Source organism: Sulfolobales archaeon (assembly GCA_038897115.1).
Taxonomy (GTDB): domain Archaea; phylum Thermoproteota; class Thermoprotei_A; order Sulfolobales; family AG1; genus AG1.
In genome coordinates this window covers 19072-32563 of the sequence record JAWAXC010000010.1, presented here as the reverse complement: position 1 = coordinate 32563, position 13492 = coordinate 19072, and the positions used below count along the sequence as shown (strand labels likewise).

Sequence of the window (13492 nt, the reverse complement as noted above, 5' to 3'; positions counted from 1 at the left end):
CTTGCTCTCCTGTCTGGGGTGTTTGCTGGGTTATCTGGGGTGGCTGCTCAACCACCTCTATATAGTCTGCAGGTCTTCCAGGCTTCACAATTATAACCTCGATCCCATATACACCTGGTATTAGGAGAACATTATATACAGCCCTGTCAACCAGGTAGTTTATCTGATCACCACTCCTATATATCTTCCCAGCCCTGAGCTTCTCAAACTTAGCCCTCTCAGATGTTAGCTTACCGCTTATAACAACCTCACAGCCTATAGCCCCTGCAGCCATAACCCTTCTAAGCGTTATGAAAGCAGCTCTCCTAAAGTGGAAGCCCTTTTCAAGGGCGACAGCGAGTCTCGAAGCCATTACCCTTGCATTAAGCTCTGGATTCTCAACACCCATGATCGTTATCTGGGGGTTCTCGATCCCGAAGTGCTTTTCAAATACTGTCTGCAGCTTCCTAATAGTCTCACCCCTCCTACCTATCAGGAGAGCTGGTCTATCAGCATATATTATGATCCTCGTTCCAAGAGGCGTCTTGGTTATCTCAACACCAGCATATCCCGCTCGAGAGAATGTTGATGCGAGATATTCATCTATCTTTGTTCTTAAAAGCCCCATCTCGAGGAAATATCTCTTCTTAGAAATCTTCGTCGAGAAGCTAGCCCACCTCCTTCACAACAACCTCGAAATTAGTTGTGGTGGAAAACCAAGGTGTTGCCCTTCCAAAGGCTCTCGGCATATATCTCTTCAAATATCTACCTTTATGGGCTGCTGCATGTACTATCACAAGCTTCTCAGGATCTAGACCCTGGTTCTCAGCATTATTCCTAGCATTCCTCAGAACCTTTAAGATATACTTAGCAGCCTTAACAGGATATCTACCCACAGGAGTTCTCCACTCTGGGAACTGAGAGTTAACACCCCTCCTATGGGCGATCTGCTTTCTATGCCTAGTATAGGGTACTGGAAGCTCTTTCCTAATCACCTTCTCAAGATAAGATATAGCATCATCTAGCTTCATCCCCTTTATAACCTTAGCAATCTCAACACTCTCCTTAAGAGAGATCCTCAGCTCCCTCCCAAGAGCCCTGGCTATCCTCCCCTCACCACCGATTTGGGGGTAGACCCAGCGTGGCGGCATCAGCGCACAACCCACACTATAACTAAAATAACTTTCTAAGTATAAAAGCAAAAATTCTTCTAACAAGCCACCACATCATATCTAGCCATGGAAATCACAGGCTACACATCACAGTACCCTTCTTAGACGCTTCGCACCCATCGAAAGACGATCACGAAAACAAAGAGTTTAATATAGTTCTACAGCTCACAAAAACATAAGAGTAGCTAACCTAAAAAGCGGGATAATTAAAAGTTGGAGACGGTTTCTAAACCCTTTCAACTACCCTCTAGATCCTTATATGCTATAGCTGAAAACATTATTCTAATTATATTATAATGGTATATTGTTGATGAGCCATGGCTATATAGCTATCTACATTTATATAATATATATAGACCTATACTACTCCTGGTATGATCATATATCAGAGCTATCCTGTATATAATGGGTGAGATAGTATATACCTAGGGATAGGGCTTGAAATACGTTGAGAAGGCTGTTGAGGTCTTCCTATCAACAGGTACCAGGTTTCCTAGGAGAATTATATGGGCTATGGGTTTGATAAAATATGCTGCGGCGAAGGCAAATACAGAGCTAGGGCTTCTAGATCCTAGGATAGGAGAGGCTATAATGAAGGCTTCTACAATGCTTATCGAGGGGAAGCTCGATGATCTAATAGTTGTTGATGTATTCCAGACAGGCTCTGGAACCGGGCTTAATATGAATGTAAACGAGGTGATCGCTGCTAAGGCCTCAGAGATCTCTGGGGTTAAGGTGCATCCAAACGACCATGTTAATATGGGGCAGTCATCTAATGACGTGGTTCCCAGCGCCATAAGAATAGCAGCTGTTGCAGAGACTATTGAGAAGCTCGTACCATCTATGAAGAGATTCATAGATAGCCTTGAGAGGCTGGCAATGAGGACAGAGGATGTTGTAAAGCCTGGGAGAACGCATCTCAGGGACGCGCTTCCAGTTACAATGGGGCAGGAGTTCTCAGCATATGTAGATGCATTTAAACACGATCTAGGATTGCTAGAGAGCGTCTTACCATATGTTAGGGAGCTCCCCATAGGAGGCACAGCAGTTGGAACAGGGTTGAATGCCCATCCAAGGCTTGGCGAGATGGTTGTGGAGGAGATTAGAAGGCTCACAGGACTTGAATTCTATGTAGCTGGGAGTAGGTTTAGGGCTATGAGGCTTCTAAGCGATATGGTATCCCTCAGCTCGGTGCTAAGGACAACGGCTATAGATATGATAAGGCTATGCCAGGATCTAAGGCTCATGTTCTCAGGACCATTCACAGCTATAGGGGAGATAGATATTCCACAAGAGGTTGCTGGAAGCAGCATCATGCCGGGCAAGACAAACCCAGTTACTGTTGAGGCAGCAATGCTAGCCTCGGCACAGGTTGTTGGCTTAGATACTGCGAACAGCTATGCAAATCTCTTCGGCGAATTCGAGCTCAGCATGGCAATACCCCTGATAGGCTATAACGTTATCTCCCAGATATCCCTCCTATCAGAGGCAATGGATAAGATGGCCATATATGTGATAGACAGGGTAACACCTCTAAGAGAGAGGGCTAGGGAGCTTGCTGAGAAGAGCCCAGCCTTGGTAACTGTGATCTCACCTATAATAGGATATGACAGGGCTACACAGGTTGCTATTAAAGTAGCACAGGGAACACCTATTAGGCAGGCACTCAAAGAGGTTGGGCTAAGCGAGGAGGAGATAGAGAGGATCCTAGATCTAAAGAGGCTTACTAGGCCTGGCATACCTGCTAAGGAGAAGTAGATCTCTTGCTAGCAACACCTAGATCTCCGAGAAATATTTTTATAGCCTCGCTATAAACCATTATACCTTTTTCAAACTCCCAATATAGTATCTCCTCATTATCAGTATGGGATAGCTCAGATCTTCCGGGTCCATAGGCAGCTATATTATTAGAAACACTCCCATATAGAAGATTCATATCGCTGGTCCCCGTCTTCATCACAACCTCAGGCCTCATCCCAGCCCTGCTAACAGCCCTTATAAGGGATCTCACGATAGGGATTGTTGGTCTCACCTCGACAGGCTCTATAGGGTTTTTCAATAGCGATGCTCTACAGCCACTTGGCAGGATCTCCTCTATAGAGGCCATAATCTCCCTCCAACTCTGACCCCTAGGCGGGTATCTAATATCGATCACAGCATATCCCTCCCTAGGTATAACATTATGGTATTCACCACACATCATCATTGTTAGCGATGCACTTATACTGCTAGCGCTAGAGCCGCTATATCTCCTCGAGATATTTTCCCACAGGCTTATCAGCTTCTCACATGCAGATATATAGATCCACGGTACTGATGCATGGCCACCCACTGAGGAGCATTCAACCTTAACCTTCATAGAGCCTCTATATCCAATAGCAATCTTATTGTTATTGGTGGGTTCTCCAACTATAACTGCATCTGCCTTAAAACCTCTTCTAATAAGGCCAAGAGCTCCTCTACTATCGCTCTCCTCCCCAACAGAGGCTATCACATAGATCCTAGCTATATCCTCTGGAACCTCCCCAGAGATTCTGAGCTCGTTTAGGGCTGCTAACATAGCTGCCAGAGGACCCTTCGCATCAACAGCACCCCTACCCCTTATACCCTCGCTACTCTCTGAAACCTCTATATAGCCTGGTACAGTATCTATATGCCCAATGAGTGCAACAACCCTATCACCTCTACCCCATACAGCGACACCATTGCCATCCTCATCTATATAGCCCTCGAGCCCCATAGCCCTAGCTATCTCTACAAATTCCCTTACAGCTCTATCCTCATCCCCCGATGGGCTATAGATCCTGAGGAGTCTTTTTAGGATCTCTCTATATCCCTCCAACACAGCTCGCCATAGCCCTAGCTATTTCCTCGATATCCTCCCTCGTGATCATATATGGTGGTAGAAACCTAACCACAGTGTTTCCAGCCCTAGTTGCTAGCACACCCCTCTCCTGTAGACATTTAACGACATTGATCGGATTAGCCTTTAGATCAACACCTATCATGAGGCCCCTACCCCTTATCTCTTTAACAAGCCTCGAAGATCCGAGGGTTTCTCTAAGCTTATTAATAAGCATAGACCCGCTCTCCCTAGACCTCTCCCACACCCTATCAGCTATATATGCTCTCAGCCCTCCCCTAAGTGCTGCCAGTGCGAGTGGATTACCACCGAATGTTGATCCGTGCATCGCAGGTGGCATCTTAGATGCTATCTCGCTTGAGAAGAACACAGCCGAGATTGGGAAACCTCCTGCCATTGCCTTACCAGCTGTAAATATATGTGGCTCTAACCCCACATCCATGAACGACCAGTGGATACCGGTTCTCCCAAAGCCTGTCTGTATCTCATCAATTATTACCAGGGATCCCCATTTATCCGAGAATATCTTGACCTCCTCTATAAGCTCTTTAGAAGCCGGGTTAACCCCTCCCTCACCCTGTATGATCTCTAAGATCACTGCAGCAACCTCAGAGCCGTCTAGAGAGCGAAGCTCCTCAGGCTTTGTAAATTCCACCGATATAGTGCCTAGATCTAGACCCTCTAAGCCTGCCCAATACCTCTTATTCCCTGTAACCGATAATGCTCCTAATGTTCTTCCGTGGAATGATCCCATGAAATAAACGATCTTCTTCCTCTTGGTATATATCCTAGCCATCTTTATAGCTAGCTCAACAGCCTCTGCACCTGAGTTTAGAAACGATACATTATCATATCTCGGGGGCACTATCTTTGAAAGGAGATCTAGTGTCTCCTCAGCAACATCTAGATCGTATGAGGATGAAGCTATATATATGCTATCCAGCTGCTCCCTAATAGATGATACAACATATGGATTCCCATGGCCTAGAAAGCCCACGCCATTACCATTATGGGCGTCTATATATCTCCTCCCACTAGAGTCCCAAACATATTGCCCCAAGCCCTTTACAAGCTTGAGACCCCTTGGCTCGTAGAATCTATATAGCTTCAACACTACCTCCTCACCAGCGATATAATATATTCAGCTATTATACCAGCAACATCTATCCCGGTTGCCGTTGCAACACCCTTGAACTCTGGGACAGGGTTAACCTCGTTTACGAGATAACCACCTGATCTCCTTTCAAATATATCCACACCAGCTATCTCAAGCCCGAGGGCCTCTGCAGCCCTAACAGCTAGATCCTCAACCTCTGGGGAGAGCTTTGCAGCAACCACCTCAGAGCCTCTGGCATAGTTTGTGACAAAACCACCTATCCTATACATCGCACCGACAACCCTTGAGCCAACCACTAGGGCCCTTATATCTCTATCCCCCTTATCAACCAACTCCTGTACGAGGCCCACCCTTGCCCTTGGATCTTGTATGACCTCTCTATGCTCATATATGGTTCTAAGCATCTCCTCATCCTTTATAAGCGATACAAGCCTGCCCCAGCTCCCCTGGGAGGGTTTATATACAAGGGGGTATCCTATTAGCTTTGCAGCCTCTAGGATAGAGCCTAGGCCATATGCTATATAGGTTTTAGGGACTGGTATCCCCTTCGAGGATAGGATTGAGAGCGATACTGCTTTATCCTGTGCTATAAGAGTCGCTATACTCCTATTCACCACCCTTATACCCTGGGATTCTATTGCTGCGGATACGGCTGGGGCAAGGGGCCTTACAATGGATCTCTGGATATATATGTCTATCCGATCCTGACCCTCTGATCCAATGGCTATAGGTTGCTCCTCAAGATGTACAAGTCTTACCTCAGCACCCCTCTCTCTAAGAGCCCTGGTAAGCTCCTTCTCCTCCCACCTATAGATTGTATATGCTATCCCAACCCTCACAGCCAAAATCTATTCTCCCCAATCCTCGCCAGCGCTCTCAAATGGCTTTAAATGTATTGTTCCATCATTTATTATAACCTCGAGCGAGACGCCGCAATCATGATCCACAAGCTCTCCAGATACAGCATCATCTGGTATCAATACTGGGAGGCCACAGACTGGGCATTTTAGCTCCATCCATAGCACCGATTATAGATACCCTATCTCCCTATAAGTTTTCTTCGCAACCCTTTTAAAGATCTAGTTCCAGCTATTCATATTAAAGAGGGAATCTTAGAACTTTATTTCGCAGCTCCCCTATACATTTAGAAAAATAATTATAACGGCTTATAAGCTCTTAAAGTCTTGGAGAAATGGTGGATATTGGTTAGAATATGTGTGATCGGTGGATCAGGCTATACGGGTGGAGAGCTTCTTAGATACCTCGCAACACATAGAGAGGCTGAGGTTACATATGTAACATCTAGGGAATATGCCGGCAAACCGATACACTTCGCACACCCCAACCTAAGAGGATTCTACAGGGGAGTGAGGTTCGAGGCTATAAATATGGATAGGGTTTTAAAGATGTGTGATGCAGCATTCTTCGCCACACCCATCGAGGTATCGCTCGAATATATTCCAAAGATTGTTGAGTCGGGAGTTAGAATCGTAGATCTTAGCCCAGCCTTTAGACTTAGAGATCTAGATGCCTTTAAACACTATTACGAGCTAGAACACCCAGCACCAGATCTTTTAGAGAAGGCGGTATATGGATTGCCAGAGATCCACATATATAGGGAGAGGCTTAGAAACTCGCAGTTGATAGCGTCACCAGGATGTAATGCAACAGCATCTATACTCTCTATCTATCCCCTCGCATATAGCAAGAGAATCTCATATCCAATAACGATAGATATTAAGGCTGGGAGCAGCGAGGCAGGATCCAAGCCAACCCCATGGGATCATCATCCAGAGAGGGCTGGTAGTGTTAGGCCATATAGCCCTAAGGGGCATAGGCATGTGGCTGAGGTGATCAGGGTTTTAAGGGATCTCGGTGAGATATCTCCAAGGGTGAGCATTATCCCCCACGCTGTGCCAATTGTTAGGGGTGTGCTCTCATCAACACATCTATATATAGAGATATCTGAGGAGGAGCTTGCAAAGATCTTTGTAGAGAGGTATATGGGAAGCCCATTCATAAGAATACTATATGGTGCTCCAAACCCATACCCAGATCCCAAGAATGTTGTCGGCACAAACCTAGCTGATCTAGGATTCGCTGTTGAGAGAGAAGCTGGTAGGGCCTCGATATTCGTTGCAATAGATAACCTGGGGAAGGGGGCTGCTGGCCAGGCTATACAGGCATTCAATATAGCCATGGGATTCGATGAGAGGGAGGGGCTATGGATACCGCCTCCAAGGCCGGCTTAGCGGATATAGCTGTTGTTAAGATAGGGGGGAGGGTTATCGAGAGAAACCTTGGAGGGCTTCTAGATAGCATAGCTAGAGAGGCTAGGATTAGAAGGGTAATACTAGTACATGGGGGAGGCGATCAGGTTACCAGGATTAGCAAGGCCCTCGGGATAGAGCCTAGATTCGTGATATCTCCCCAGGGTATAAGGAGTAGATATACATCTAAGGAGGAGCTGGAGGTCTTCATAATGGTTATGTCAGCTATAAACAGAAACATAGTCTCAGAACTGGCTAGAAGAGGTGTAGAAGCACTGGGAGTTGCTGGATGCGATGGACCCCTATTCGAGGGGAGTAGGAAGAAGCAGATTGTGATAGTGGATGAAAGGGGTAGGAAGAGGGTTGTAGAGGGAGGCTATACAGGCAGGATAGAGAGGTGCCACCGGGATAGGTTCCAGAGACTCCTAGAAATATATAGGGTTCTCGTAGTATCACCACTAGTCCTAGACCCCAGCGAAGGCGTGCTCCTAAACACCGATGGAGACGAGGCAGCCGCCTCGATAGCCAGCTGTGTCAGGGCATACGAAGCTATATTTGTAACAGATGTTCCAGGGGTTATAATAGATGGAAAAATCATGCCAAGGATCAGCGCTAAGGATAAGGAGATATTGGAGAAGATAGGGGCTGGAATGAATAGAAAGGTATTGGCAGCATCTAAATACATCCAAGAAACCGGTGGAAAGGCATACATATGCGACGGAACATCAGGAGACATATTTGAAAAAGCCAGAACAGGTGGATGCACAGAAATCACAGAATAATCTCAACACTGAAACATAGTTTTGAAACCCATGAAAGACATGGCTTCCTCAGCCCTGAGGACACCCTGTATTATAATATATAAGCGCATCTACATATAGAGAGCCTATAGAATAGCTGCCCCCACCATATTGAAGTTTCTGGGGCGAGTAGAAGTAGTTGGCCCATATGCAGTAGCCCTGATTTACATAGCTGCTCTTTAGCTTAATACCGATGTATTCGGCAGTATATGTTGTAAGCTGCTGTTCAAGACCTACAGTAGCCGATACTATGGATGCTGTAGTAAGCGCTATGGTACACACGACTCCTCCAAAGAGCCAGCATAGTATGGCTGCTACAGCTCCTGATGCTGAGAACGCCGGTAAAGTGGCTATCTCATCCATAACCTTAAACTGATCTATTAGTATGCCCATCTGACTCATGTAGTCTTTACTCCAATTCCAGCTACCCTTTATAGTCCAGAAGACTTTTTCCAGCAGGCCCTGCCCATCACTGGGGCTCATATCTATGTCCCACCAGGGGATCATCTGGTTATTACTCACAACAGGCCTCATCATGGTCATGTTAGCCACATCGTCCATGGTGTATTTTGTGCACCCGATAGAGCAATACCAATAGTACAGCTTATACCTTGCGACAGCCATATCCCCTTGGAAGCCCATTCCTAATATTGAGTTGCCCCAGAAATCATAGCCATAGTTGAAATACTTGTATTGATCGAGCCAGATGACATTACCCCTGAGCTCGTGGGAATAGCCTATTATCTCGTATGAGAAGCTCACATTACCCTTGCCCACTGAGGCTGCAATGCTGAAGACAAGCTTGATTGTATCAGTTGTTTGATAGTAGAGCCTTAAGAGGACGCTGTCCAGTTTATCCACGTGGGATCCATATACATAGGAGACCACTATAGGGACTCCCTGCGACCCCGCAGCATATGTTTCTTCAAGCTCCCATACGAAACACCCAACACCATCGCCTACAGGATAGCAGGCCTCCGTTATCTCAGAAGGAGGCCATGTGAGGGTCTCCATATTTTTAGATCTCTTTATGTTATAATCTGTATCTTCAGCCCTGCTTGGGGCTGTCTGGTTAGGCCTTTCGAGGGGCCTCTTCACGCTCAGATCCTCAATAATCTCTATAATCGCACTTCTATTGCCTATAATATCTGCTATCCTAACCGGGACTCCTTTAAAGCTGTAGTAAACACCGTCTCTCTCATGGATAGCCCCGGCTATCAGTATCCCGGGGGATATGTGCTTGGGATCAGTGTTCCTAGATACTAGAGCGTCTCTCCACATCTTCGCGAAATCCCATAGAGCGCTATAGTTAGCCCTTACAACTCCTACCCCTCCGAAGACGCCGAGGTTCCTGAAGGATCCCCCAGGATCCCAGGCATATATGCTGAGGACAGCCTTCAAAGGCCTACCACTGCGATCCTTGATAATCACGAGGAACTCAGGCTCGGAGCCTGGGCTCTGTAGAGCCTGGGTAGTAGGGTAGCTAACTCTAAGTCCAACAGATTCATAGCTGTCAGAAGATTTCCTAGGGGATCCTATATAGCTTGAGAAGCCTACAAGAATGGAGAATAAGGCTAGAAGCAAGACAACCAAACCGCTTGGGCTATCGAGACCCCTCCTCAGATAATATGGAAGGGATATAGCAGCCCTCCGAATAAAATATTGAAGGGGTTAATAAGCATTACACCGGCTACCCCTAGCAAAGAACACCATCACCTTCGTAGCATCGCGCGATATCCAGTAGGATGGGGTTTGGGTTTCACTGGGCTTGATGTTTATCAAGCCCTCTTCCCTTGGTTTCACCGCCCTCAGGATCCCCTTTCATCGGGATCCATATCACTGGGCTCCGCCCGCTCGGGGTGACCCCTACCCACAGCTCCACTCTCATAGAAGCCTCTGGTTCATCGCTGTAGGGAAACCCCACATCCTGGTTTTCCCCTTACCTCTTCTCCTACCTTTTAGGTATCTCCTCCTAATGTTTATCGATGCAACCTTCTATCTATCCATTTTCAGGCTGCACTTAGGACATTTAAATATATGCCCCTTTTGGGTCTCAACGACATACCCGCATCTGGAGCACTCACGAGAGGTATTCTCTGGCGGCACGAAAGCTGTAATGCTACCTCTGATATCCTCTTATGTATGATCCTCCAAGGAGTTCTATGATTCCTCTTCCTCCTAGACTTCTTGGCCTTCTTCCTGCTAACAAGATCCTCCTTATCTAGATCCTCAAAAACATGGATCGTGTTTGGTAATATTCTCCTCAGGCCTGCCGGGAGCTTGTTTATAAAAATCCCTCTCCCTATTCCTCTAGATAAGAAGTAAAATTATAAACCATAGACCTGCCATTTCAAAGAGTAGGGTAAAGATTGAAAGTGATGATGCGAGCAACAAGAGAGTAGATCGCCGCTTTAGGAGTGGGGCATCTGATTTGCTTTCTTCTATCATGTTCTCAGATCTAATCTTAGTCCAACGTTTTTAAGTCTCTCGAAGTCTCTATCCTTTGTTACGAGAACCATGTTGTTTGTTAGGGCTGTAGCAGCTATTAATAGATCCGCATCTGACATTAGAAGTCCTTTTTGCTTAAGTTCGTCGTATAGTTCGCAGTATTTTAGTATGACCTTGTTATCTAGGTAGATAACATCATAGCTTCTCTCCAACAGTTCTTTAACCCTTCTCCTTTTCTCCGATGCTAAACCCCTCAGCACCTCTATTAACGTGATTATCGATATAGCTCCTTCCTCATAAACACCCCTTCTAATGTTATCAATTAAAACACTGGTATCGATTAAGCTCATCCTAGTCTAAAACCCTCCCTAAACTCCTTACTGGCTCTAACAATATTCTCTAGATCCTCTGGGCTCAGAATATTTCTAAGCTCGCTGAACGCCTCCCTAGCCCTACCACGTCGAGCTTCTCTATACAGCTCAAGAAGAAAGCTGCTCCAATCTCTATCACCCTTCTCTCTAGACAACAACTCCTTAACCTCCCTCAAAACAGATATAGTTACATATTTACCCAACATCATCACCATATAATTATAACACTAAAATGCTAAAAAGCATCTATATCCTAATAACTAATAATATTTAGCCTCACCAATCTCAGAGCTAATTTAGCTGAAGATCAAAATTTCATTATAACTAGCTGAGTTATAGTGTCTCTCCAGCTATTGCTTTAGATCTAGATACTGCTTCATAGATTTGAAATACATAAAGAGGACGCTAATAAGACTGATCGATAGGCTTATGAAATAGCGTGGGGTACAACACCAACAGCTAATAAATAGCTGGCTGGATATACCGTTATTTCTCCACTATAGATCTAGCCATAGGTGTTGCAAACAATCTCATAATATCTTCATAAAACCATATAGGTTTTATCGGGATCAAGAGTATGTAGTTACAAGGCATATAGCCTGTAAAGTGAGCCACATCTTTGGCTCCGAAAATCCGATCAATATTCTATATCTGCGAGAGGATCCCGATCTCGTGGAGCCGATAATACTATTGTTATCTGGTAAATTTATAATGACTTATCTTACGTCTATAAATATTGGTGTGAATGTCTCTAGGGGCTTCGTAGGATCCATATATACCGCCCGGATCCTAGCAACATACGCTGTAGCAGGGTATCCGCCCGTGTTATAGAGCCTTAGAGTCTCCTGCATCCCCTGGTAGCCGACTATCTCAACAGCTATGGGCATATACTCTGCTGCGAGCGATAACAGTACATCGGTTTTCCACGGTATGTTAAGCTTGGCCAGTATTATTGCCATGGCGATGTTCACAGGGTTGATCCTAAGCTCGTGAGGATCCCTCTGGATCGCTGTGTAAGAGCCTGCAGGCATGTAATATTGTGTGAAGCTCAGCTTGGATCTGAAGTAGGCTATGTCCAGAGGAGCCTCATCAGGCGTGAACTGCTTAGCGATAACGCCTGAGCCAACATATGTTACTATCATCAGCAAAGCAGAGAACCCGTTTGGATCACATGTAACAGCTATATCACCCTGGCCGGTGCATAGCCTCTCATAGCAGCATGTATAGCCGTAAGCGGTGTAAAGCTTAAACGATCCAGGCCAGTAGATCATGCCAATACGAAGATTATAGCTTGAGCTAGCACTAACAGCCCCGCCTACTGTTGATGTTAGCTCGCCACTAGCATCGCCCCAGATAGTCTTGTTAGCTGATCTATCGAATATGGTCATCCTGAAGATCCACTTATTAACGTTCTGAGCCTCATATGCTACAGTAAAATACTGTGTCTGGGCATTGGGGTCTAGGTAGAGTATTGCTAGGGGCACCTTATCCCTCAGAGCATCTGGGATTGATGGGTCGCTCGAGTCGAATATCTTCTCCCCGAGGGCTAGTCTAGTGAAGTATGGGAAGCTTCCGTCTGCTATGCAGCAGTTGCAGTCATACTGGCTTGAACATGGTGGTGGGAGGCCTTGTAGAGATATATCGCATGGGCTTAGCGATGCTCCTGAAGAGCTTCTATTCCTCGGCTCGAAGATCTTGACTAGTGGGAAGCTCTTGATCGATAGCTTGTGGATCTCCGATCTAGGTGTTGGGGATACAAAGATCTCCGGGTCATATGTTATCGATGCTCCGAAGGCGAGTATTGATGACCTATTATAGGGATCGTATGCTGAGAACTGTGTTATCAGGGCAGGTCTCCAGTGCTTCCCATATATTCTATAGAACTCAAGCCACCTGGCTATAACATCACCTAGATCCTTCGCTGTTATTCTTAGCATCGGGATCCCAGGCCCAACCCAAGCCCTAGCAACCCCCACAATGCCCTCAGGAACAACTGCCCAGACCTCGGCATAGTATGTATAGTTATCGAGGGATCTGTTGAAAACCTCAACAGGATCTGGGAAGACAATAAAGACAGAGGACTCTCCAGAAACTATAGAGGATATATAGGCTGAAAAGAACGGGTTTATAAGGAGCACGGCAACAATGCTAATAAAACCCAGGGCATATAGGAGAGTCTTAGAGAATCCCATTCCGACAACACCAAAAAAATATTATAGGGGTTTATAAATATGCACAAGAGCATCTAAGTAGCGGGCTGCAGAAGATCAGCGGTATCTGTATCTATCCTTTACTACAATATTATCAATATATGGGGTTTGAAGCAACATAAGCGGTTCATAAGCCGATCACGATTCCCGAGATAGCTCCCTCATAATTTACAAGCTTCTATACCAAATTTATTATGTGGATTACCTTTTGATCCCGAGTAACTTTACAGCCGAAGCCTATATATTCTCACCATCTTCAGCC

13 protein-coding genes are annotated in these 13492 nt (G+C 45.7%); 3 read left to right on the top strand and 10 right to left on the bottom strand.

What is annotated here, in order from left to right:
- The coding region (locus tag QXE01_02695; protein MEM4970143.1) for a 30S ribosomal protein S3 at nucleotides 1-607 on the bottom strand (607 nt) is incomplete at its 3' end.
- Nucleotides 608-647: 40 nt separating this feature from the next.
- Nucleotides 648-1130, bottom strand: a complete 483-nt coding sequence (locus tag QXE01_02690; protein ID MEM4970142.1) for a 50S ribosomal protein L22 — start codon at nucleotides 1128-1130, stop codon at nucleotides 648-650.
- A 459-nt stretch (nucleotides 1131-1589) separates the two neighbouring features.
- Between QXE01_02690 and QXE01_02685 the strand changes: the two genes are divergently transcribed.
- Nucleotides 1590-2909: a class II fumarate hydratase gene (locus QXE01_02685; GenBank protein MEM4970141.1), complete on the top strand. Its 1320-nt coding sequence runs from the start codon at nucleotides 1590-1592 to the stop codon at nucleotides 2907-2909.
- On the opposite strand, the gene QXE01_02680 is transcribed toward QXE01_02685, so the two are convergent.
- The 4 genes from QXE01_02680 to lysW/argW are packed head-to-tail and all read right to left on the bottom strand — an operon-like array spanning nucleotide 2896 to nucleotide 6147.
- Nucleotides 2896-3993 carry a M20/M25/M40 family metallo-hydrolase gene (locus tag QXE01_02680; GenBank protein MEM4970140.1) on the bottom strand — a complete coding sequence of 366 codons (1098 nt, stop codon included), beginning with the start codon at nucleotides 3991-3993 and terminating at the stop codon, nucleotides 2896-2898. The two genes, QXE01_02685 and QXE01_02680, sit on opposite strands and share 14 nt — an antisense overlap.
- On the bottom strand, nucleotides 3980-5125 hold the full coding sequence (locus QXE01_02675) for an aspartate aminotransferase family protein (GenBank protein MEM4970139.1): 1146 nt from the start codon (nucleotides 5123-5125) through the stop codon (nucleotides 3980-3982). Before QXE01_02675 ends, QXE01_02680 begins: the two co-directional genes overlap by 14 nt.
- A gap of 2 nt (nucleotides 5126-5127) precedes the next feature.
- Nucleotides 5128-5970 (bottom strand): lysine biosynthesis protein LysX, encoded by an 843-nt coding sequence (gene lysX / locus QXE01_02670; protein ID MEM4970138.1) that lies wholly within the window; start codon nucleotides 5968-5970, stop codon nucleotides 5128-5130.
- A gap of 9 nt (nucleotides 5971-5979) precedes the next feature.
- Nucleotides 5980-6147, bottom strand: coding sequence for an alpha-aminoadipate/glutamate carrier protein LysW/ArgW (lysW/argW, locus tag QXE01_02665; GenBank protein ID MEM4970137.1), 168 nt, complete (start codon nucleotides 6145-6147; stop codon nucleotides 5980-5982).
- 186 nt (nucleotides 6148-6333) lie between these two features.
- Between lysW/argW and argC the strand changes: the two genes are divergently transcribed.
- Both argC and QXE01_02655 read left to right on the top strand, forming a co-directional pair.
- Nucleotides 6334-7383 (top strand): N-acetyl-gamma-glutamyl-phosphate reductase, encoded by a 1050-nt coding sequence (gene argC, locus QXE01_02660; GenBank protein MEM4970136.1) that lies wholly within the window; start codon nucleotides 6334-6336, stop codon nucleotides 7381-7383.
- Complete coding sequence (locus QXE01_02655; protein ID MEM4970135.1) at nucleotides 7356-8183, top strand: [LysW]-aminoadipate/[LysW]-glutamate kinase; 828 nt, start codon at nucleotides 7356-7358, stop codon at nucleotides 8181-8183. The genes argC and QXE01_02655 overlap by 28 nt, the downstream gene beginning before the upstream one ends.
- A gap of 48 nt (nucleotides 8184-8231) precedes the next feature.
- Here the strand turns inward: QXE01_02655 and QXE01_02650 are convergent, their stop codons facing one another.
- From QXE01_02650 to QXE01_02635, 4 genes are all read right to left on the bottom strand, one after another.
- Complete coding sequence (locus QXE01_02650; GenBank protein ID MEM4970134.1) at nucleotides 8232-9785, bottom strand: hypothetical protein; 1554 nt, start codon at nucleotides 9783-9785, stop codon at nucleotides 8232-8234.
- 860 nt (nucleotides 9786-10645) lie between these two features.
- On the bottom strand, nucleotides 10646-10999 hold the full coding sequence (locus QXE01_02645; protein MEM4970133.1) for a type II toxin-antitoxin system VapC family toxin: 354 nt from the start codon (nucleotides 10997-10999) through the stop codon (nucleotides 10646-10648).
- Nucleotides 10996-11235, bottom strand: coding sequence for an antitoxin VapB family protein (locus QXE01_02640; protein MEM4970132.1), 240 nt, complete (start codon nucleotides 11233-11235; stop codon nucleotides 10996-10998). The genes QXE01_02645 and QXE01_02640 overlap by 4 nt, the downstream gene beginning before the upstream one ends.
- A gap of 501 nt (nucleotides 11236-11736) precedes the next feature.
- A complete protein-coding gene (locus QXE01_02635) occupies nucleotides 11737-13212 on the bottom strand; it encodes a hypothetical protein (protein ID MEM4970131.1) in 1476 nt (491 codons plus the stop codon).
- Between the last annotated feature and the right edge of the window lie 280 nt (nucleotides 13213-13492).